Source organism: Ruminococcus sp. NATIVEDY160, from assembly GCF_045819885.1.
Classification (GTDB): Bacteria; Bacillota; Clostridia; order Oscillospirales; family Acutalibacteraceae; genus Ruminococcoides.
This window is the reverse complement of sequence record NZ_CP162391.1, coordinates 2405200-2427278: the sequence shown is the minus strand read 5'-3', so window position 1 is coordinate 2427278 and position 22079 is coordinate 2405200. Positions and strand designations below refer to the sequence as shown.

Here is a 22079-nt window from a genome sequence, read left to right as displayed (position 1 = left end):
ATAGGACCTTGAAAATTGAACAACGAAAAGTAAGAAGAACCCGTAATGTTCTTTGAGTATAACTCTAAGAAATTACAGTGAGTACACACTAAAAAGTACAGTAGATTCACGAATACGCAAGCGTATACTGAATCGAGATTAAAAGCTCTGAGCTTTGGTTTTAACACGTAAGTGTTGAGATACAAATTTTAGAGAGTTTGATCCTGGCTCAGGACGAACGCTGGCGGCGTGCCTAACACATGCAAGTCGAACGGAACTATTTTGACTGATTCCTTCGGGATGAAGAATTTTTAGTTTAGTGGCGGACGGGTGAGTAACGCGTGAGTAACCTGCCTCTGAGAGGGGAATAACGTTCTGAAAAGAACGCTAATACCGCATAACACATATTTGCCGCATGACAGATATGTCAAAGATTTTATCGCTCGGAGATGGACTCGCGTCCGATTAGTTAGTTGGTGAGGTAACGGCTCACCAAGACCGCGATCGGTAGCCGGACTGAGAGGTTGAACGGCCACATTGGGACTGAGACACGGCCCAGACTCCTACGGGAGGCAGCAGTGGGGGATATTGCGCAATGGGGGCAACCCTGACGCAGCAACGCCGCGTGAAGGATGAAGGTTTTCGGATTGTAAACTTCTTTTATCAGGGACGAACTCTGACGGTACCTGATGAATAAGCTCCGGCTAACTACGTGCCAGCAGCCGCGGTAATACGTAGGGAGCAAGCGTTGTCCGGATTTACTGGGTGTAAAGGGTGCGTAGGCGGCTTTTTAAGTCAGATGTGAAATCTATGGGCTCAACCCATAAACTGCATTTGAAACTAGAGAGCTTGAGTGAAGTAGAGGCAGGCGGAATTCCCTGTGTAGCGGTGAAATGCGTAGAGATAGGGAGGAACACCAGTGGCGAAGGCGGCCTGCTGGGCTTTAACTGACGCTGAGGCACGAAAGCGTGGGTAGCAAACAGGATTAGATACCCTGGTAGTCCACGCTGTAAACGATGATTACTAGGTGTGGGGGGACTGACCCCTTCCGTGCCGGAGTTAACACAATAAGTAATCCACCTGGGGAGTACGGCCGCAAGGTTGAAACTCAAAGGAATTGACGGGGGCCCGCACAAGCAGTGGAGTATGTGGTTTAATTCGAAGCAACGCGAAGAACCTTACCAGGTCTTGACATCCAACTAACGAGATAGAGATATGTCAGGTGCCCTTCGGGGAAAGTTGAGACAGGTGGTGCATGGTTGTCGTCAGCTCGTGTCGTGAGATGTTGGGTTAAGTCCCGCAACGAGCGCAACCCTTGCTATTAGTTGCTACGCAAGAGCACTCTAATAGGACTGCCGTTGACAAAACGGAGGAAGGTGGGGACGACGTCAAATCATCATGCCCCTTATGACCTGGGCTACACACGTACTACAATGGCCATCAACAGAGGGAAGCAAAACAGCGATGTGGAGCAAACCCCTAAAAATGGTCTCAGTTCAGATTGCAGGCTGCAACCCGCCTGCATGAAGTCGGAATTGCTAGTAATCGCGGATCAGCATGCCGCGGTGAATACGTTCCCGGGCCTTGTACACACCGCCCGTCACACCATGGGAGCCGGTAATACCCGAAGTCAGTAGTCTAACGCAAGAGGACGCTGCCGAAGGTAGGATTGGCGACTGGGGTGAAGTCGTAACAAGGTAGCCGTATCGGAAGGTGCGGCTGGATCACCTCCTTTCTATGGAGACCTGACTGAATGAAATAAATCAGTCTAACATCCAAGGTCAGCATTACGAAAAGTTTGACTTGCAATCGTTGTTCAATTTTCAGGGTCCTAGCCCTGAGAAGATATGGGGGTATAGCTCAGCTGGGAGAGCACCTGCTTTGCAAGCAGGGGGTCTGCGGTTCGATCCCGCATATCTCCACCATGAGGCTTAATTGACTCAACACAAAATAACTAACATGGGCTTATAGCTCAGCCGGTTAGAGCGTCCGCCTGATAAGCGGGAGGTCGGTGGTTCGAGTCCACTTAAGCCCACCAGATAAGAAAAGCCGAGGCGCGGAGCCCGGGAATAACGACTGACGAGGACTAAGCTGTGGAGTTGCCCAAAGCAACGGAACAGATTAGACGAGTGGGAGTTATTAACGGAACAGCGGAGCGCAACGAGGCCGGACATCTTATCACAAGTACCTTGAAAACTGAATAAAGAAAGCAGATAAAGAGAAAAGTATTGTTTATCAACAGTTAAACTCAAACCTCAATTAAAATGGTAAATGTTTACGAAGGTAAAAATACTGCAATTTCTGAATGGGTAAAATAAGTTGTAAAAACAGCCTATTTTCAAATTTACGAAGAACCAAAGATTCTATTTGTAAAATATCTCAACAAAGTTGGCTGAGTGAAAGCGCGCAGCGCAAAAACGCAGGACGACGATGCGGTGATTGATAGTCTGTCAAACATCTGATACGCCGTCAAAGACAGCTTAAGAGATATTTAAAAATATGGTCAAGCTACAAAGAGCACAAGGGGAATGCCTTGGCACCGAGAGCCGATGAAGGACGTGACTAACTGCGATAAGCCACGGGGAGTTGTAAGTGAACGTTATATCCGTGGATTTCCGAATGGAGCAATCCGGCAAGAGGAAAGTCTTGTCATCATATACTGAATCAATAGGTATATGAGGGGAACCGCCTGAACTGAAACATCTAAGTAGGGCGAGGAAAAGAAATCAACAGAGATTCCGCCAGTAGTGGCGAGCGAACGCGGAAGAGGCCAAACCGAGAGTAGTAATACTTTCGGGGTACGGACAGAATACGGTATTGAAAATTTTTAGCCGAATGACATGGGAAGGTCAATCAAAGAAGGTGAGAATCCTGTAGGCGAAAAAAATTTTCAGCCATCTGTATCCAGAGTACCGCCGGACACGTGAAACCCGGTGGGAATACGGGGGGACCATCCTCCAAGCCTAAATACTACTCGGTGACCGATAGAGAAGAAGTACTGTGAAGGAAAGGTGAAAAGCACCCCTGGCGGGGAGTGAAAGAGAACCTGAAACCTTGTGTTTACAAGCACCGAAAGTCCGTCAACGGACGATCGGGTACCTTTTGTAGAATGGTCCGGCGAGTGAATGTATTTGGCAAGGTTAAGCACTTCAGGTGCGGAGCCGCAGCGAAAGCAAGTCTGAACAGGGCGTATGAAGTCAAATGTATTCGACCCGAAACCGGGTGACCTACCCATGACCAGGCTGAAGTAAAGGTAAAACTTTATGGAGGGCCGAACCGACTCCCGTTGAAATGGTAGCGGATGAGTTGTGGGTAGCGGAGAAATTCCAATCGAACCCGGAGATAGCTGGTTCTCTCCGAAATAGCTTTAGGGCTAGCCTTGAAATAGATTACTGCAGGTAAAGCACTGAATTGGCTAGGGGCCGAGAGGTTACTGAACCTTATCAAACTAAGAATGGCAGATAATCGTTTTTCAGGAGTCAGACAGTGTGAGATAAGTCTCATTGTCAAAAGGGAAAGAGCCCAGACCCACAGCTAAGGTCCCAAATCATAGTTAAGTGGAAAACGATGTGGAATTGCTTAGACAACCAGGATGTTGGCTTAGAAGCAGCCACTCATTAAAAGAGTGCGTAATAGCTCACTGGTCGAGTGATTCTGCGCGGAAAATTTAACGGGGCTAAACTATGAACCGAAGCTTGGGATACCGTAAGGTATGGTAGGAGAGCGTCGTATACGGGGTGAAGTCAGAGCGAAAGCGCTGGTGGACTGTATACGAGTGAGAATGCCGGAATAAGTAGCGAGAATTAAGTGAGAATCTTAATGGCCGAAAGTCTAAGGTTTTTGGAGGAAGGTTCGTCCGCTCCAAGTAAGTCGGGAGCTAAGGTCAGGCCGAAAGGCGTAGCCGATGCACATACGGTTGATATTCCGTAACCATCTGCAATTTAAGCATAGGGACACTTGAAAAGGGTGTGACCCGGGCGTTGGTAGACCCGGGCGCAAGGGACCGAAATTAGAGTAGGGAAGCACACTTAGATCAAGGCGAGAAAAGCTATGTGTATAGAAGCAGATGCCCGTACCGCAAACCGACACAGGTGGACAGGAAGAGAATTCTAAGGCCAGCGGGAGAAGGGTAGTTAAGGAACTCGGCAAATTGACTCCGTAACTTCGGAATAAGGAGTGCTCGAAAGAGCCGCAGAGAATAGGCCCAGGCGACTGTTTAGCAAAAACACAGGTCTCTGCCAAATCGAAAGATGAAGTATAGGGGCTGACACCTGCCCGGTGCCGGAAGGTTAAGAGGAGATGTGCAAGCATTGAATTGAAGCCCCGGTAAACGGCGGCCGTAACTATAACGGTCCTAAGGTAGCGAAATTCCTTGTCGGGTAAGTTCCGACCCGCACGAATGGTGTAACGATCTGGGCACTGTCTCAACTACCCACCCGGCGAAATTGTAGTACCGGTGAAGATGCCGGTTACCTGCGGCAAGACGGAAAGACCCCATGGAGCTTTACTGTAGCCTGATATTGGGTTTCGGTAATCTATGTACAGGATAGGCGGGAGACTGGGAAGCTAAGGCGTCAGCTTTAGTGGAGTCAATGTTGGGATACCGCCCTTAGGTTTCTGGAATTCTAACCTGCGGCCGTGAATCCGGTCGGGGGACATTGTCAGGTGGGCAGTTTGACTGGGGCGGTCGCCTCCTAAAGAGTAACGGAGGCGCTCAAAGGTTGGCTCAGTACGGACGGAAACCGTGCATTTGAGTGTAAACGCAGAAGCCAGCCTAACTGCGAGCGTGACGGCGCGAGCAGTAACGAAAGTTGGAGTTAGTGATCCGGCGGTATGTGAATGGAAATGCCGTCGCTCAACGGATAAAAGCTACCCTGGGGATAACAGGCTGATCTCCCCCAAGAGTCCACATCGACGGGGAGGTTTGGCACCTCGATGTCGGCTCATCACATCCTGGGGCTGAATTCGGTCCCAAGGGTTCGGCTGTTCGCCGATTAAAGTGGTACGCGAGCTGGGTTCAGAACGTCGCGAGACAGTTCGGTCCCTATCTGTCGTGGGCGCAGGATATTTGAGGAGCTCTGTCCTTAGTACGAGAGGACCGGGATGGACGTACCTCTGGTGCACCAGTTGTCACGCCAGTGGCACAGCTGGGCAGCTATGTACGGAACGGATAAACGCTGAAAGCATCTAAGCGTGAAGCCGACTCCAAGATTAGATATCCCATCGTGTAAACGAGTAAGACCCCTTGAAGACTACGAGGTTGATAGGCTGCGTGTGTAAGTGCCGTGAGGCATTCAGCTTGGCAGTACTAATAGGTCGAGGGCTTGACCATACGAACAACAGAACTTTGGTCAGTCAGTATTTACTTCTTCGATTTATCTCTTCTTTATTCAGTTTTCAGGGCACTTGCCCTTTTACATACAAAGCACCATCAGACGATGGTGCTTTGTTCTTTTAAATTCCGATTGAAAATTAGCTTTTTTAGCGTTATAAGTATGTTAACTCACTTATGGGTGAGAGGTTGACAAAGATACTGATACAGTTACAGAGGAGGGCACGAGAGCGGCGGCTGCGACCGCGGAGGTTCTCTATGGTGCAGCTCCCATTGAGGAGGAACACTATGTTTATCTCGACAGACCGTTCCTCTACATGATCATCAACACAAAGATCAACACGCCGCTGTTTATCGGCATGGTCGAAAACCTTCCGGACAAAATCAATTAACAAAAAAAACAGGAGAGTTCTGAAAGCTCTCCTGTTTATCTTTTAAATTGTTTGTTCCTTAACCCTTGACCGCGCCTGAAACAACACCCTCGATGATGTATTTCTGGCAAGCGAAGTAGAAGATTACGATAGGCAGAATGCTCAGTACAACGAGCGCCATGATAGCGCCGTTATCGGTCTGGCCGTAGCTGCCGTTGAGGAACTGCATGTGAATCGGGATAGTGCGGTACAGCTTGCCGTCCAGAATCAGGTACGGAAGCAGGTAGTCGTTCCAGATCCACATTGTTTCGAGGATCGCAACCGAGATGAAGGTGGGCTTCATGATCGGAAGAACTACGCTGAAGAAGGTTCTCAGCGGGCCTGCTCCGTCAACGTCAGCCGCTTCCTCGATTTCAATCGGGATAGACTTTACAAAGCCCGAGAACATGAAGATGGCAAGACCTGCGCCGAAGCCGAGATAGATCAGCAGGATACCCCAGGGAGTAACAAGCTTGAGTGAGTTTGCAGTGTCGGAGAGGGTGAACATTACCATCTGGAAGGGTACGACCATCGAGAATATGCAGAAGAAGTAGATGATCTTGCAGATAATCGTGTTGGAGCGCTGAATGTACCATGCCGCCATCGAGGTGCAGAAAAGAATAAGTATAACGCCGCCGACGGTGATCAGCAGGCTCCAGAGGGCAGCTTCCCAGAAGGGATAGTTACCGAAGGTCATGCCCTTGATGTAGTTTTGCAGACCGTAGAAGGTATCTGCGTTCGGCAGCGCGAAAAGATTTGTCGCGATGTCGGAGTTCGCCTTGAAGGAGTTATAGAGTACGATGATGACGGGCATCACGTAGATCACAGACACAACCGCGAACAGAATGGTCAGGAACTTCATTCCCGCGGTCTGCTTTTTCTTGTACTTGGGTTCAACCGCTTTAACCATTGCCATTATGCCTGCACCTCTTTTCTTCTGGTGAGGTAGAGCTGTACGAGAGAGATGACGACAACGATCAGGAAGAAGATTACGCCTTCCGCCTGTCCCGCGCCCTTTGCGGCCTTTCCTTCGCCGTAGAAGGTCTTGTAGATGTTGAGCGCCATCATTCGTGTCGTCCATACACCGTCAACAAGCGGCGCGCCGCCTGTGAGCGCGAGGTTCTGGTCGAACAGCTTGAAGGAGTTGGTGAGCGTGAGGAAGCTGCAGATCGTGATCGAGGGCATCATCATGGGCAGCGTTACGTTTGTGAGCAGCTGTCCCTTGTTCGCGCCGTCGATCTTTGCGGCTTCGTACAGATCCGCGGGTACGCTCTGGAAGCCCGCGATGTAGATAATCATCATGTATCCTGCCTGCTGCCAGCACATCAGGATTACCAAGCCCCAGAAGCCCAGAGTTTCGTTTGTTACGAGAGAGGGCATGTCGAGGTTACGGAGCAGTCCGTCGAAAATCTGGTGCCAGATGTAGCCGAGGATAATACCGCCGATAAGGTTCGGCATGAAGAATACGGTTCTGAATACATTCGAGCCGCGGATTTTGAGCGTCAGGGCGTAAGCTACGAAAAACGCGATAAGGTTTATCAGGATTACGCTGACGACAACGAAGCCGAGTGTGAACCAGAAGGAACGGAGAAAGCTCTCGTCCTGAAAAGCCCTGATATAATTGTCAAAGCCTACAAACTTCGTTTTTGATACAATCTGGAATTGGAAAAACGAGAGGTAGATGCCTCTGAAGAACGGATAGATGAATCCGATGACAAAGGCAGCGAAAGTAGGAAGGACAAAGATTAAGGCGTATAGTTTTCTTTTAGGTTTTTTGAACATACTCTTTGCCTTTCTTGAAAAACACTCATACCGTGAGTTAAAGTGAATGAAAAAGGAGGCTGAGATTTCCCAGCCTCCTTGATTTTAGTTAAAACTCAGAAAGCCAAAACCCTGGATGAATTTAATTATTCAGCAGCCTTTGCCTTTTCGGTCTTCCAGCCGTCTACGAATGCGGTCTTAACAGCATCCCAGTCGCCTGTGCCTGCAGCATACTGAGTGAGAGCAGCGCCAACGCCGTTCTTCCAATCCTCAGAAGGCATTGTGGTGAAGTTCCAGGATACGGGCTTCTTGCCTGCGTCGGTGTATTCCTTGTCAGCCTTTACGAATACGTTCTTGGACTCCTGAGCAGCCTTGAAGGGAATTACAAAGCCCATAGCCTCAGCCATAGCCTTTGTGCCTGTCTCGGAGGTTACACACCAGTTGATGAACGCCTCTGTAGCAGCCTGGTTAGCTTCGCTTGCGTTGGAGTTTACACACCAATAGTTCTCTGTACCTGTGCACAGACCCTGGTTAGCCTCGTCGCCTACGCCGATGTAGATCGGGAGCATGCCGAGATCCTCGTCCTTGAGGCCGCCTTCGGTTACAGCGCTGTACTCCCAGCTGCCGTTCTGGAAGAATACTGCGTCGCCGTTGATGAACTCTGCCTCAGACTCTGCGCCTGTCTTGGAAGCCAGCTCGGTGGGCTTGCAGGTGGAGTTGTTGATGTAGAGATCCCAGATGTTCTTGTAGTTCTCAAGGTAGGTGCCCTTGATAGCGTCGGTATCGGTGATGCCGTCAGCCTGATACTCGAAGTAGATGGGGAGGTTTGCGAGGTGGGTCTTGAATCTCCAGTCGGAGGAGCTGTCCATACCAGCGGAGGTGAAGGCAGCCTTTACGCCGAGAGCCTCAGCGTTCTTCTGGATTTCCTCAGCAACAGTCTTGAGCTTGTCAAAGCTGTTGAGGTCGTCGATCTTCTTAACGGTAGCGAAGTCAGACTCGAAATACTTGTTGAGAAGTGTCTTGTTGTAGATAAGGCCATAGGACTCGATTACATAAGCGATACCATAAACCTTGCCGTCTTTCTCCAGAGCGTAGTCCTTGGAGGTGAGCTGGCCGTAGATGTCGGTGCCGGAAAGATCCTTGCAGAAGTCTTCCCACTTAGCAAGACCAACGGGGCCGTTAACCTGGAACAGGGTGGGAGCCTCGTCGCCCTTAGCCATTTCGGAAGTAAGGGTCTGCTCGTAGGTACCTTCAGCAGCGGTAACTACGGTTACCTCAGTGCCGGTCTCCTCGGTGTACTTCTTCGCGAGATCCTGCCATGCCTGATCCTGCTCGGGCTTGAAGTTCAGATAGTAAACCTTGCCGCCTGTAGCGTCAGCCTTGGACTCGGTCTTTGAGGACTCAGCTTTGGAATCACCCTTGGAGTCGGTGTTTGAGGATGCGTTGCCGCCGCAACCAGCGAGAGCGGATCCCGCCATAAGGGCAGCGAGAGTGACAGCGGCCGCTCTCTTGATTGTTTCCTTTTTCACGTTAATCACCTTTTCTAAAAGATATTTACCCGAAAGCGTCGGGTATCGCGCAGGGGCAGACAAGCCCCTCTTGCTAATAATATATCACCAAAACGCTAAAAAATCAAGGGATATTTTATTAATTTTGTTTTCAAATTTGAAGTATTTTGAAATAATTTTGACAACCTTTTACCGAATTCGCTCATTTTATTCCTTTTATTCTCAAAATAATTTTTTGTGAAATATTGAAATCCACTGTCGTTTTGTGTTATGATTATACAAGCGTTATTTTATGCAAGCAAAGGATTGAAATTATGAAAAAAAGAGTCAAACCTGTTATGGTGTTCTTCAAGAAGCTGCCGTATCTCCTGCTCGCGGGAGTGATTTTTTCGGCGGCGCTTGCCCTCTGTATGGGCGCGTCGATCGCGTTCAGCATCCTAACGGGCTACAACAACGTCCTCGTCTGGGGCTTGGGTGTGATCCCGGGCACGATATTCTACTCGGGTCTGGTCGTCGTCATACGCAAGTACGCCATTGAAAACGACTACGTTCCCGTTGTGCCGACGTTCTTCGCGGCGGTCAGAGAAAACTGGAAGGTCTTTATCCTACACGGAGTCATCAGCTACCTGATCTGTTCCTGCGCGATGTTCGCTTTTATGTACTACTTCATTCAGGCTCAGACCGACGTCACCTTCGCCTATATCCTCAGCTTCTACGGCTTCTTCACCGCGGCTCTGCTTATCATGATGTTCTACGCGCCGCTCATGAGCGTGACCTACGAGCTGCGCTGGAGAGATATCTACAAGAACTCCCTGCTGCTTATCCTCGGCAAAATCCTGCGCAACCTAATCGCGCTGGTGATGATCGTCGCGGCTGTTGCGATCGCGGTGCTCGCTGTCGTATACGCCGAGGGCGTGTGGAAGATCATCGTTGCCGTGATCGTCGCGGCGGTATACCCGATGCTGATAACCTACATCGAAATAGCGATGGTTTCAAAGGGTCTGATCGAGAGCGTAGGCGACTTTGTCAACCCGATAAAGGAAGAGGTTGTCGATACTCCGATCGTCACCGAGAATACCGAGGACGACTACATCTTCGTCAACGGAAGAATGGTAAAGAACCCGAACAAAAAATAAATCAAAACGCCGTATCAACGCGGCGTTTTTTCTTTTGAATTGCATACTTTTATGCAATTACTGTCCGATTTGCTCCCTTGGTGAGGGACAGGTTTTTTGTCTCCGCATATTATGATAACGGAGAGCGCTCTCCGAGAAAAACAAAAAGGGAGGAAATTATGAATCTTAAAGGAAAAAAGGGCGTGGATATCTCCTCGCTCAACGGAAACGTCAGTATCGAGAAAATCAAGGACGCGGGCTACGACTTCGTGATGATACGCTGCGGCTACGGCTCAGACCTCGCCGTTCAGGATGACAGCCAGTTTGAGAACAACGTGCGCAAGTGCGAGGCGGCGGGCGTGCCGTGGGGTGCGTATCTCTACTCCTACGCGGTCAACACCGACGACGCGAAGAGCGAGGCGAGGCACGTTATCCGCCTGCTCAAAAACAAGAAGCCCACACTTCCCGTTGCCTTCGATATGGAGGACGCCGACGGCTACAAGGCGCGCAACGGAAACCCAAGCAATGCTATGCTCGTCGCGATATGCAAGACCTTCCTCAGCGAGATAAAGAAGGCGGGCTACTACCCGATGCTCTACTCCGCGCTGAGCTGGCTCAACGGCAAGCTCAACGACCCGAGCCTGCTCGACAACTACGACATCTGGGTGGCTCAGTGGAACTCCACCTGCGACTACCGCGGCAGCTACGGAATGTGGCAGTACGGCGGCGAGGTCAACTATATCGAGTCGAACTCTATCCCCGGCGTCGGCACGGTCGACAAGGACAAATGCTACAAGGATTACCCGACTATCATCAAAGAGGGCGGCTGGAACAACTGGCAGCCGTCAGAGCCTGTGCTCGACACAAACGGCTTTGAGAAGGGTGACAGAACCTACGGCGTTATGGCGCTCAAGGAGATGCTCCTCACCGCGAAGAAGCAGGGCATCATCACTCAGGGTATGGACGAGAACAACATCTTCGGCGACGGCACCGAGATCGCCGTCAATCAGGTGCTCAAAAAGGGCGGCTACGCTCAGAACGGCATCGCGGGCTACGGCTTTATGAAGTATCTCGGCGGCTTGATGAGAAAGAAGCTTTAGTTGAAAAATCCCTCTCCGTGTTGTATAATCGGAGAGGGTGATACTATGGAATTCAGAAAAATGAGACGCTTTAAGCAGCAGCTCAGCGAGGAAAGCTGCGTTGAGATTTTGAAAAACGAACCTCGCGGAGTTATGGCGGTCGCGGGTGAGAACGGCTATCCCTACGCTTTTCCGATAGACTTTGTGTACGACGGCGGCAGGCTGTATTTTCACTGCGCAAAGGAAGGTCATAAGCTCGACGCGTTAAAGAACTGCGACAAGGTGAGCTTCTGTGTGATGAACGAGGGCTTTCGCAAAGAAGGCGAATGGGCGCTCAATATCAGCAGCGTGATTGTGTTCGGCAGAGTAAAAATCATGACCGACAGCGGCAGGATCCTTGAGAAGCTGAGGCTGCTCGGCAACAAGTACTATCCCTCTGACGGGGACGTTGAGCGCGAAATCGGGCGAACTCTCAGCCGCGTATGTATGCTCGAGCTTGAAATCGACCACATGACGGGCAAGCTCGTCAATGAAAGTTAATATTGATATAAAAAAGTCCGCACGTTTTTTCGTGCGGACTTCGCTTTTTATACCAGCTTCTGCAGATCGGGGAAAACGCTCAGGGTACGCTTTAGTATGCCGTTGAGGTAGGCGATGGCGGTGCCGTAGTTTGTGAACGGAACGCCGCTGTCCTCGGCGGATTTGCGGCGGTAGGTCATCTCGCGCTCGTTGAGCATGCAGCCGCCGCAGTGGATAATCAGCTTGAACGGCGAGAGATCGTCAGGATAACCCTTGCCTGAGGTGGTTTCTATATTAATATCCTTTCCTGTGTGGGCTTTGAGCCACCGCGGCAGCTTTACGGTGCCGATATCGTCGCACTGGCGGTGGTGGGTGCAGCCCTCAGAGATGAGAACCGTGTCGCCGTCGCGCAGGTTCTCGATCGCCGCAGCGCCCTTGACTGCGGTCTCGAGAAATCCCTTGTACCTCGCCATCAGTATCGAGAACGAGGTCAGCGGCACGTCGTCGGGAACGATGTCTTTGACCTTGCCGAAAACCTGACTGTCGGTAATGACGAGCGCGGGCTTTTTGCCGAGAGCGGAAAGTGTTTCGGCAAGCTCCGAGTCGCGCGCTACTACCGCCGCCGCGCCCGAATCGAGCAGGTCGCGGATAGTCTGCTGCTGCGGCAGAATCAGCCTGCCCTTGGGAGCCGCCTTGTCAATCGGAACGACGAGGACGGCAAGCTCTCCTGCGCCGACTAAATCAGCGCAGATTTTGCGGTCACTCTGAGCGACGGTCAGCCTTGCCATGCGCTCCTTGAGCTCGTTTATATTTGTTCGGTTGACCGCGCTGACGGCGAGACCGTCCTCGTAATCGCGCATGCCCGACTCGTCGCACTTGTTGTAGGCTACGATGTAGGGGATATCCTTTTGTCTGAAAATACCGATAAGCTCCTCGTCCGCGGCGGTCTTGCCGACGGTGCCGTCGACTACGAGAACGGCGATGTCGGTGCGGTTGAGCACCTGCTTTGTGCGCTTTACTCGCTGTTCGCCGAGGCTGCCCTCGTCGTCAAAGCCCGGGGTGTCGATGATCATTACAGGCCCGAGAGGAAGCAGCTCCATCGCCTTCTGGACGGGGTCGGTGGTGGTGCCCTTTACGTCGGACACGACCGAGATCTGCTGGTTTGTGACGGCGTTCACGACGCTCGATTTTCCCGCGTTGCGCCGTCCGAAAAATCCGATATGCACCCTCTCGCCCGAGGGTGTACTGTTAAGGCTCATATGCTTCTCCTGTGTATCAGAAACGGAAATCGCGCTTGTTGTTGTTCTTGATATCCTCGATGTGCTCGGCGGCGATTTTTCTGACCTTCTCCTTCGGGATATTGAGCAGCTCCTTCTCGATCACCTTCTCGCCGATCTCGCGCGTCTTGGGGCTTGCGTAGTCGACGAGGTATTCCTCGAGAGTCATCAGGGCGTTGGGGTGGCAGCAGTTCTGGATCTGTCCGCTCTTGCACAGCGACATAAAGCGGTCGCCTGTTCTGCCCTCGCGGTAGCAGGCGGTACAGAAGGACGGAATGTAGCCCAGCTCCATCAGCCAGCAGACGACTTCATCCAGGGTGCGCTGGTCTGAAACGTCGAACTGCGCGGAATTCTCCTCCTCGGGCTCGGGCTCAACATAGCCGCCGACGCTCGTCTTTGAGCCGCCGCTTATCTGGGAAATGCCGAGACGGAGAGCCTTCTCGCGGACGGTCTTGTTCTCGCGGGTGGAGATGATCATGCCCGTGTACGGAACGGCGATGCGGATGATAGCGATGATCTTGCAGAAGGTCTCGTCGTCGATTCCGCCGTCAAACTCGTCGGGATCGATATCGTCTGCGGGCTTTACGCGCGGTACGCTGATCGTGTGGGGGCCTACGCCGTGAACAGCCTCGAGGTGCTCGGCGTGCATGAGGATACCTGCGAGCTCGTAGCGGTACAGCTCAAGTCCGAAGAGTACGCCGAGTCCTACGTCGTCGATTCCGCCCTCCATAGCTCTGTCCATCGCCTCGGTATGGTAGTTGTAGTTGTGCTTGGGGCCTGTGGGGTGAAGCTCCTCGTAGCTCTTCTTGTTGTAGGTCTCCTGGAAGAGAATGTATGTGCCGATGCCTGCGTCGTGGAGCTTCTTGTAGTTCTCGACGGTGGTGGCGGCGATGTTTACGTTTACGCGGCGGATAGCGCCGTTCTTATGCTTGATGGAATAAATCGTGTCGATGCACTCGAGAATGTACTCGATCGGGTTGTTGACGGGATCCTCGCCTGCCTCGATAGCAAGACGCTTGTGACCCATATCCTGGAGCGCGATGACCTCAGCCTTTACCTCCTCCTGGGTGAGCTTCTTGCGGCAGATGTGCTTGTTCTTGAGGTGGTACGGACAGTAAACGCAGCCGTTTACGCAGTAGTTCGAGAGATACAGCGGCGCGAACATTACGATTCTCTCGCCGTAAAAGTCCTTCTTGATCTGCTCGGCGAGGGCGTAGATCTCCTTGAGCTTTTCGGGATCCTCGCAGGCGAGAAGCACACTCGCCTCTCTGTGGTCGATACCCTTGCGCAGCTTTGCCTTCTCGATGATGGAGTCGATTAGCTCCATATTGTCCTTGTTTTCGTCGGCGTAACGGAGGGTGTCGAGGATCTCGGCGTCGTTGATGAATTCCTCCGCGTTTAGTGATTTGGGATTGTACTGTGTCATTATTATTTCTCCTTATTGTTAAGTTGGCGGTAGTCGCCTCTTGAATTTACGATCTCATAGCCTATCGAGCGCATTCTGCCCTTAAGGCAGTTCAGGCACTCGGCGGCTTCCTCGCCTGTGCAGATTTTGTTGTCGTATAGCGCATAGTCCTTGCGGTGGTCTGAGGGCGAGAGGTTCGGCATTACGACGTTCGCGCCGTGCAGGATCCCGAGCTCTCTTCCGCGGAAATCTATCGTGCCGAGGGCTGTGGTGGCTGGCAGAAGGATATCGGGATTCATCAGCCTGATTATCGAGAGCAGCGTAAGCGTAAGGTTCAGTCCGCCGTGCTCCAGATCGCGGAAATCGGTGTCTTTGTGTGGCACAAACGGCCCGATTCCGCACATCTGCGGCTGCAATTTCTTGATAAACAGCAGGTCGTCCGCGAGATTTTCAGTCGTTTGGTACGGCGAGCCGACCATGAAGCCCGCGCCTGTCTGGTAACCGATTTCCTTCAGCTTGTACAGCGTGCCGATTCGGTTGTCAAACGACATTTCACTCGGGTGCAGCTTTTCGTAGTGGGTTTTGCCGGCGGTTTCGTGCCGCAGCAGGTACCTGTCCGCGCCTGCGTCGTACAGCTTTTGAAGGCTGTCAAAGCTGCGTTCGCCGAGCGAGAGGGTGATCGCGCAGCCGGGACAGCGGCGCTTGATTTCGCCGATTAATTCACAGAGCATTTCGTCAGTGAAGCGGCTGTCCTCGCCGCCCTGAAGAACGAAGGTGCAAAAGCCGAGCGCATAGCCCTTGTCGCAGCAGGCGAGGATATCCTCTCTGCTCAGGCGGTAACGGACGGCGTTTTTGTTAGAGCGGCGGATACCGCAGTACAGGCAATCATTCTTGCAGAAGCTGGAAATTTCAATCAGTCCGCGTATGAAAATTTTATTGCCGAAGTGCTCCTGAGCGACCTCCTGAGCGTTGCGGCGAAGCACCTCGCGCCCGTCGTCGGTGATGTTGTCAAGCAGGTAGACCAACTCGTCTTTTTCGGCGTTGCGGGTGGTTCTGAGTTTGTTGATGATTTCGTTACAATTCATATAGCTTCACTTCTTTGAGCAGGCGGTCTTGACGGTCGCGCCGTCTATCCTGCCGAGCTTGCCCGACACCCTGTTGATTACGTCGGGTTCCGCGTCGATCACGACGCTGATAATGCTGATGTTCTTCTCACGGTATGGTATGCCCATTCTACCGATGATATAGTCGGAGTAGTCGTGAAGAATCCCGTTGATGGCGGTGACGCATTCGGGGTTCTCGACGACGATGCTGATTACGGCGACGCGTGTGTTTTCGGGCATATGATCCCTCCTTTTCTTTTAAATAACAAAAACGGCGGTGACAGACACCGCCGTTTGAATAGCATAATACTGACGGGCGAACCCGACGGTTATCCAATGCTGCGGAGTCAGTAATACTTTCTCGTTAGGATTGTATTTGTGATATTGGCGAACACACCGTCAAAGCGATGGCGGTGCGTAAGGCCGTTTTGTGGTTTAGAAGGAGCCTGAGCTGCCGTGCGACGACGAACCGCCGCTGCTGCCCGATGACGACGAGCCTGAGCTGATGACGGTCGAGGTCGTGCTCTTGTGCAGGAACTGATCCTGACTGTCGAGCAGCTTCATGCTGCTGTTCTCCTTTAGGTTGTAGGTGCCGGACTTGCCGTTGAACTTGTATCTGCCGACGTTGACGCCCGCGAAGATACCGCCCGCGGCGAGCGCGATAAGACCCATCAGCCAGCCCCATTTTGTGAGGACATAGAGGAATTTGTTTTCCCTTTTGAGCTTCTGGTCGGCGGTTTCGGTGCCCTCGACGTGGTTGTCATAGGAGCCGTTTGAAGGTATGCCCGCGTCGTAGAACTCCTGAGTCTTGTCGGCGAAGGTGTAGCACGCGTTGAGCACATCTCCGCTCTGGAGGTACGGCTTGAGAGCGGACTTCATCTCGTTCATGCGCTGGTCGGAGAAGTAGGACTCGGTCTCGCCGTGGGTCAGGATAATGCGGTTGCCCGAGGCGTTATCGATCACGAACATAACGCAGTCGGACTCAAAATAATTGCGGTTGTTGTCGTACAGCTTGTTGTAGTGGCTGTCCATCTTGGACGAGCTAACGTTGTCGTTTGTGGTGACGACGGCTATTTGCCAGCTTGTGTGTCTGCCGACGGATTCGAGCTTTTCGGTCAGACCGCTGAAGGACGAGCTGTCAAAAAGACCTGCGTCGTCGGAAATCAGGTAGTAGCTGTTGAAGTCGCTTGCCGCGAACGCCGTAGCCACTGACGAGAGCAGCAACAGCACGGCGATAGCCGCCGCTGAGATCTTTACTGAAATTCTTGTTTTAATCATAGGAAGAACATACCTCCCAGCACGGCGATGACAAATACGATCAGCGCCACGATCGCGCCCCAGAGGGCGAGCTTGCCGCCTGCGACGGGCAGTTTGCCGTAGGTTTTGCCCGTCTGACCGTTGATCGCGAAGGGCATGATCTGACCCTTGAATTTGTATGTGATTATCCAGACAGGCAGCAGGGTATAGCGCCAGCGCTGGTCGAAGGTGCGGTCGGAGTAGTTCTCGAGCGAAATGCCCTGATATCCCGACATCGTGTCCTCGAGCAGCTGCTTTGCGTAGGCGTCCATGCGCTCGGCGATGGTGTCCATGATCTCCTCCTTGCCGATTTCGCGCTTCTCGGCCTTGAAGCCCGAAAGGTAGCTCATCGAGAAGGGCACCGCCTTCGTCACGTCGAAGGGGTGTACGCACTGCAGCATCTCGTGACGCTGCTGCATATGGTAGTTGTCGAGGTACTTCATCGCTTCCTGAGCGTTTGCCTGACGGTTTGTCTGAGGTTTCTCTGTGGGAGCGCCCTGCTTGTCGCGGAGAGCCTCCTCAAATACGTTGCGGATCTCGATATCGCCCGTTCTGAACAGGCGGTAGGTGCTGGTCTCTGTGTAGCGGCGGTTGCCCGACGTCCAGTGGCGGACCTTCTTGCCCGTCGCGACCGCGCTGGACTGCATCTTCTCGTCGACGTACCAGTAGGGGAAGTACACGCCCTGCATTTTCTCGAACTGCTTTTTGTTCGCGAAGCCCGCGGGCAGGAATTTCTTCTTGCCGCACATCTTCATGAACGCGTCAACCGCCATGTCCTTCGTCAGCGCGAAGGGAATCACGCTGTCGGGCTTGAACTCACCGGAAAGACGCGAGCCGAGGACGACGGGGTTTCCGCAGTAATAGCACTCGGTCGCTGCTGTGCTCTCGGCGGTCATGATCTCGGCGCCGCAGGACGGACAGGAATAGGACACCATGAAGTCCTCATTGAATTCTCTGCCTGTTTTCTGAGCCTGCGCGCGCTGCTCCTCCGATTGCCTGACCTCCTGCTCGTTTATGCTCTCGGTCTTTTCGGACTGCGCGTAGAGCGACTGGATATGCTGAACGGTGAACTCCGAGCCGCAGTAGTCGCACGCGAAGTTCTGCTTCTCGGGGTTGAAGCTAAGCGGAGCGCCGCAGCTCGGGCATTTATATTCCATTGTAGCCATAGTTGTTTCTCCGTTTATGGGTATATTTCAAAAGGGCGGCGTTTTATTGCCGCCCCGTTGATATTATTCTTACTGCTTGCTGCCGCATTCGGGGCAGAACTTAGCGTTGGGATTCAGCTCAGCGCCGCAGTTTGTGCAGAAGCGCTTTTTGGGAGCCTCGGGCTTGGGCTTGCCGCATTCGGTGCAGAACTTACCGCTGTTGACAGCGCCGCACTCACATGTCCAGCCGCCCTGCTGGGGAGCCTGTGGAGGCTGCTGCTGAGCCTGAGGAGCCTGCTGAGGCTGCTGCGCGTACTGGGGATTCTGCATATAGCCGCCCATTACGCCTGCGCCCATATTCTGAGCCATGTTCATGCCCATGAAGCCGACTGCCGCGCCGCCTGCGTTGCTGCCTGCTGCACTGATGCCCTCGCCGACGGACTTCGCCATGAACGCCTGCTGATTTGCAGCGTCCTTGAGGTAGCTGACCTGGGAAGCCATCTTGCTGCGCTCGGTGACGATCTTCTGGCTTGCGTCGTCGTATGCGGGGTTCTGCATAGCGACACGTACGATCTCAAGACCGCGGAGCTCTGTCCAGTCGGCGTCGAGAACATCCTGCATATACTTAGCCATCTGAGGACCCTTGGAGGTGATGTGGCTGATGCGGTTGCCATCTGCGGAATACTGGTTGAATGCCGCGCTGAGAGCCGCTACGAACTCGTCGAAGAACTGCTGCATATTCTGGCGGTTGAAGGCGTAGCTCTCGTTGTTGGTGATAACTTCCTTCGGGATAACCTCCATGTAGAACTTGAACGGGTCGGTGATCTTTACGGAGAAGGTACCGTGCAGACGCATGAAAAGCTCTGCCTCATAGAACTCGTCGAAGTACTGGACGGGGTTCTGTGTGCCGAACTGCAGGTCTCTGATCTCCTGAAGGTTGATGAAGAATACGCGCTGTGAGGTCGAGGAGATGCCGGCGTACTTGATACGGCTGAAGCTCTCCTTGATATTTTCCTTGAGCTGACCGTTGAACATTGAGGGCAGAGAGCTGTTCTCTACCTTGAAGTAGCCCGGGGTCGCCGAATAGTCGACAATCTTGCCGCCGTCGACAAGGATCATCATCTGGTTGTCTAAAACATGAATAATAGAGCCGTTGGAAACGAGGTTCTCGCCGCCCTTTTTGTTCTGGCTTCTTCCTCTCTGGTCAACAGCCTGACCGGGGACAATAACGTCGTTTTTGCCCATCGGGGAGGATTCGATGACTTCAAGCCATGTATCGGCAAGCGCGCCTGTTACCGCGTTAATGGCAGCCTTGATAATACCCATAGTAAAAACTCCTTTTTTATAACAGATTAGAGAAAAATTTTCTCCCGGTATTTATAGTTTAATATATATTGCTTTAAATTGCAAGAGGGAATTAGTGATTAGTGGTTAGCGGTTAGCGTCGGGTCGCTTTGCTCCGAAATATCAATCGGGTGCGGGCAGCGCCCGCCCACAATTTTCCATTTTCAACTTTCAATTTTACATTAATACGGTGCGCTGGTGGTCTTGTTCTCCTGAATGTACTCAAAGCTCCACGAACGGACGTTGATCTCGCGGATACCCGTGCCGCAGTAGTCGCAGTACTTCTGACCGAGGTTTGTTATCGGCGCGCCGCAGTTCGGGCAGTTTACGCCCATCGCGGTGGTCATTGATGAAACGCTCATCTTGTCGGGATCCTGAGCGTAGACGAGAGCAACGTCGTACAGCTTCTGAACCTTTTTGTCGCTCTTGCCGATGATGACCTTGCCGTTTGCGTCGGTCACGTAGTCGTACATTCCGACAGCGGCGTTGAATACTATCGTCACCGTAGGACTTTTCTTTATATATCGGGCGATTTCGAGTTGGTGGAGAGTTACCTCGCTATGCTCGTGTATGTAGTCCTTCGCCTCGAGCTCGTTGATCAGACCGATCACGGTGTTGTGCATCGACTGCGAGCAGTCCGGCGAGAGAAGTCCTTCATCTCTTGCGGTGATGGCGGCAAAATAGCTCTTGAGCACGCCCTCGACCCTGCCTTTGAACACGTCGTAGTCAAAATCGGGGAAGTCCTTCTGGATCAGCGGCAGGTAGATGTCGGTCATGCCGTGAACCGAGCGCGCAGATTCGGTTGAATTATCGATATCCTTCATCGCCTTGGCGAAGTCCTTGGTGCCGAAGGCTTCCTTCGAGAACTTCTGCAGGCGGTATTTTATGTACAGAAAAATCACAAGTATGGTGATTGCGAGCGCCGCGATTATCGCGAGCGGCACTATTATGCTTGCCCAGCCCATGCCGTCACTTCCTTCCAGAACGCAGGATTATTCTTCGGTTTTCTTGATCTCGATTCCCAGCACGTCGAGGCTTTCCTTGTCGACGGGCGCGGGACATGCCGACATAAGCTCGCTGGCGTTCTGAACCTTCGGGAAGGCGGTGACGTCGCGCAGGCTGTCGGCTCCGCAGAGAAGCATGGTCACGCGGTCAAGGCCGATGCCCATGCCGCCGTGAGGCGGTGCGCCGTACTTGTACGCCTCAACGAGAAAGCCGAACTTCGCCTCGATCTCCTCGTCGGTGAGCTTGAGCGCGCGGAACATTCTCTGCTGCAGCTCTGGGTCGGTGATACGCATCGAGCCGCTCGAGAGCTCCACGCCGTTGAGCGTGAGGTCGTACGCCTTCGCGATAACCTTTGAGGGGTCGGTGTCGAGGTACTGAATGCAATCCTCTTTGGGCATGGTGAACGGGTGGTGCATAGCTACCCATTCGCCGCTCTCCTCGTCCTTCTCGAAGAACGGGAAGTCGACGATCCAGACGAACTTGAAATCGTCGGGAATGATATCAAGTCTTTTGGCGAGCTTGAGTCTGAGCGCGCCGAGAGTCGAAAGAACGGTGCTGTTCTTGTCGGCGACGATCAGGATAACGTCGCCCTTCTCAGCGCCGAGACGCTCGTAAACAGCGCTTAGCTCGCCGTCGGTCATGAATTTTTTGAACGAGGCGTTGGGTTCGTCTACCCATCTGACGTAGGCAAGACCCTTCGCACCGATGCCGCGGACATATTCGGTGAGCTTGTCAATCTCTTTGCGGGTGTAGGTTGACGCGGCGTTTTTCGCGACGATAGCGCGTACTGAGCCGCCGTTTTTGATCGCGCCCGTAAACACGCCGAAGCCGCAGTCCTTGACGAGGTCGGAAATATCCTGAATCTTCATGCCGAAGCGGACGTCGGGCTTGTCGGAGCCGTAGTTTTCCATTGCCTCGCTGTAGGTCATGCGGGTGAAGGGAGTCTTTAGCTCCTGACCGAGAACCTCCTTGAACAGGCGCTTGAACAGACCCTCGTTGATTTCGAGAATGTCCTCGACGTCGACGAAGGAGAGCTCCATGTCTATCTGGGTGAACTCGGGCTGGCGGTCGGCGCGCAGATCCTCGTCGCGGAAGCAGCGCGCGAGCTGGATATAGCGGTCAAAGCCCGAAACCATCAGCAGCTGCTTGTAAATCTGCGGCGACTGGGGCAGGGCGTAGAATTTTCCGTTGTGGATACGCGAGGGCACGAGGTAGTCGCGCGCACCCTCGGGGGTGGATTTTATCATCATCGGTGTCTCGATCTCTACAAAGCCGTTCTCCGCGAAGTAGTCGCGCGCGACCTTTGAGATCTTGCTGCGCATCAGAAGGTTGTTGAGCAGCGGGCGGCGGCGAAGGTCGAGGTAGCGGTAACGCAGGCGAAGCTCCTCGTTTGTGTCGCTGTCGTCGACGATTTCGAAGGGCGGAGTCTGTGCCTTTGAGAGCACGCGGAGGTCGCTGACGGCAACCTCGATCTCACCCGTGGGGATCTCAAAATTCTTCGCGGAACGCTCGCACACCGTACCCTTGGCGGCGAGGACGAATTCGCCGCGGCACGCGAACGCCTTGGCGAAGATCTCTCTGTCTGTTTTATCGGTAAAGGCGAGCTGTACAATGCCTGTGCGGTCGCGCAGGTCGATAAAGATGAGCTGACCGAGGTCTCTGCAGCGCTGAACCCAGCCGCAGACCGTGACCTCTCTGCCAACGTCGGAGATCCTGAGGTCTCCGCAGTAATGTGTACGCTTCAAGCCTGTCATATATTCTGCCATTTTTTCTTCCTCCTGTATGTGAGAACGGTAGCGCT

Annotated in this window: 15 protein-coding genes, 2 tRNA genes, 2 rRNA genes and 1 pseudogene; 8 read left to right on the top strand and 12 right to left on the bottom strand. The window is 52.8% G+C overall.

Features of this window, described 5'->3' with window-relative positions; genetic code table 11:
* The first annotated feature begins 185 nt into the window (after positions 1-185).
* The 5 genes and pseudogenes from AB1I49_RS11915 to AB1I49_RS11895 all read left to right on the top strand — a co-directional run.
* A 16S ribosomal RNA gene (locus AB1I49_RS11915) occupies positions 186-1714 on the top strand.
* A gap of 114 nt (positions 1715-1828) precedes the next feature.
* A tRNA-Ala gene (locus AB1I49_RS11910) sits at positions 1829-1904 on the top strand.
* Between the two features lie 36 nt (positions 1905-1940).
* A tRNA-Ile gene (locus AB1I49_RS11905) sits at positions 1941-2017 on the top strand.
* A 463-nt stretch (positions 2018-2480) separates the two neighbouring features.
* A 23S ribosomal RNA gene (locus tag AB1I49_RS11900) occupies positions 2481-5311 on the top strand.
* The 16S and 23S rRNA genes sit together here with 2 tRNA genes alongside, the layout of an rRNA operon.
* 218 nt (positions 5312-5529) lie before the next feature.
* A pseudogene (locus AB1I49_RS11895) lies at positions 5530-5703 on the top strand (serpin family protein); the annotation flags it as partial.
* Between the two features lie 58 nt (positions 5704-5761).
* Here the strand turns inward: AB1I49_RS11895 and AB1I49_RS11890 are convergent.
* The 3 genes from AB1I49_RS11890 to AB1I49_RS11880 form a co-directional block, all read right to left on the bottom strand.
* On the bottom strand, positions 5762-6637 hold the full coding sequence (locus AB1I49_RS11890) for a carbohydrate ABC transporter permease (RefSeq protein WP_407721075.1): 876 nt from the start codon (positions 6635-6637) through the stop codon (positions 5762-5764).
* Positions 6637-7503: a carbohydrate ABC transporter permease gene (locus tag AB1I49_RS11885; protein ID WP_316618845.1), complete on the bottom strand. Its 867-nt coding sequence runs from the start codon at positions 7501-7503 to the stop codon at positions 6637-6639. The genes AB1I49_RS11890 and AB1I49_RS11885 overlap by 1 nt, the downstream gene beginning before the upstream one ends.
* A 125-nt stretch (positions 7504-7628) precedes the next feature.
* A complete protein-coding gene (locus AB1I49_RS11880; RefSeq protein WP_407721074.1) occupies positions 7629-9011 on the bottom strand; it encodes an ABC transporter substrate-binding protein in 1383 nt (460 codons plus the stop codon).
* Between the two features lie 293 nt (positions 9012-9304).
* Between AB1I49_RS11880 and AB1I49_RS11875 the strand changes: the two genes are divergently transcribed.
* The 3 genes from AB1I49_RS11875 to AB1I49_RS11865 all read left to right on the top strand — a co-directional run bounded on the left by AB1I49_RS11875 (position 9305) and on the right by AB1I49_RS11865 (position 11724).
* Positions 9305-10126: a YesL family protein gene (locus AB1I49_RS11875; protein WP_316618847.1), complete on the top strand. Its 822-nt coding sequence runs from the start codon at positions 9305-9307 to the stop codon at positions 10124-10126.
* 158 nt (positions 10127-10284) lie between these two features.
* Positions 10285-11205 carry a glycoside hydrolase family 25 protein gene (locus AB1I49_RS11870; RefSeq protein ID WP_407721073.1) on the top strand — a complete coding sequence of 307 codons (921 nt, stop codon included), beginning with the start codon at positions 10285-10287 and terminating at the stop codon, positions 11203-11205.
* A 45-nt stretch (positions 11206-11250) separates the two neighbouring features.
* Entirely contained in the window at positions 11251-11724 is a 474-nt protein-coding gene (locus AB1I49_RS11865; RefSeq protein WP_316609538.1) for a pyridoxamine 5'-phosphate oxidase family protein, read from the top strand.
* 47 nt (positions 11725-11771) lie between these two features.
* On the opposite strand, the gene hydF is transcribed toward AB1I49_RS11865, so the two are convergent.
* From hydF to aspS, 9 genes are all read right to left on the bottom strand, one after another.
* Entirely contained in the window at positions 11772-12962 is a 1191-nt protein-coding gene (gene hydF / locus AB1I49_RS11860) for a [FeFe] hydrogenase H-cluster maturation GTPase HydF (protein WP_201428752.1), read from the bottom strand.
* Positions 12963-12978: 16 nt separating this feature from the next.
* Positions 12979-14406, bottom strand: coding sequence for a [FeFe] hydrogenase H-cluster radical SAM maturase HydG (gene hydG / locus AB1I49_RS11855; RefSeq protein WP_316609537.1), 1428 nt, complete (start codon positions 14404-14406; stop codon positions 12979-12981).
* 2 nt (positions 14407-14408) lie between these two features.
* Positions 14409-15470, bottom strand: coding sequence for a [FeFe] hydrogenase H-cluster radical SAM maturase HydE (hydE, locus tag AB1I49_RS11850; protein WP_316611315.1), 1062 nt, complete (start codon positions 15468-15470; stop codon positions 14409-14411).
* A 6-nt stretch (positions 15471-15476) separates the two neighbouring features.
* On the bottom strand, positions 15477-15728 hold the full coding sequence (locus AB1I49_RS11845) for a TM1266 family iron-only hydrogenase system putative regulator (protein ID WP_316609533.1): 252 nt from the start codon (positions 15726-15728) through the stop codon (positions 15477-15479).
* Positions 15729-15923: 195 nt separating this feature from the next.
* On the bottom strand, positions 15924-16766 hold the full coding sequence (locus tag AB1I49_RS11840) for a TPM domain-containing protein (RefSeq protein WP_407721071.1): 843 nt from the start codon (positions 16764-16766) through the stop codon (positions 15924-15926).
* Positions 16763-17950 carry a TFIIB-type zinc ribbon-containing protein gene (locus tag AB1I49_RS11835; protein ID WP_316611314.1) on the bottom strand — a complete coding sequence of 396 codons (1188 nt, stop codon included), beginning with the start codon at positions 17948-17950 and terminating at the stop codon, positions 16763-16765. The genes AB1I49_RS11840 and AB1I49_RS11835 overlap by 4 nt, the downstream gene beginning before the upstream one ends.
* Positions 17951-18019: 69 nt before the next feature.
* Positions 18020-19255 (bottom strand): SPFH domain-containing protein, encoded by a 1236-nt coding sequence (locus tag AB1I49_RS11830; protein WP_316609529.1) that lies wholly within the window; start codon positions 19253-19255, stop codon positions 18020-18022.
* A gap of 200 nt (positions 19256-19455) precedes the next feature.
* A complete protein-coding gene (locus AB1I49_RS11825; RefSeq protein ID WP_316609528.1) occupies positions 19456-20238 on the bottom strand; it encodes a TIM44-like domain-containing protein in 783 nt (260 codons plus the stop codon).
* A gap of 27 nt (positions 20239-20265) precedes the next feature.
* On the bottom strand, positions 20266-22044 hold the full coding sequence (gene aspS / locus AB1I49_RS11820) for an aspartate--tRNA ligase (protein ID WP_316609527.1): 1779 nt from the start codon (positions 22042-22044) through the stop codon (positions 20266-20268).
* Positions 22045-22079 lie beyond the last annotated feature (35 nt).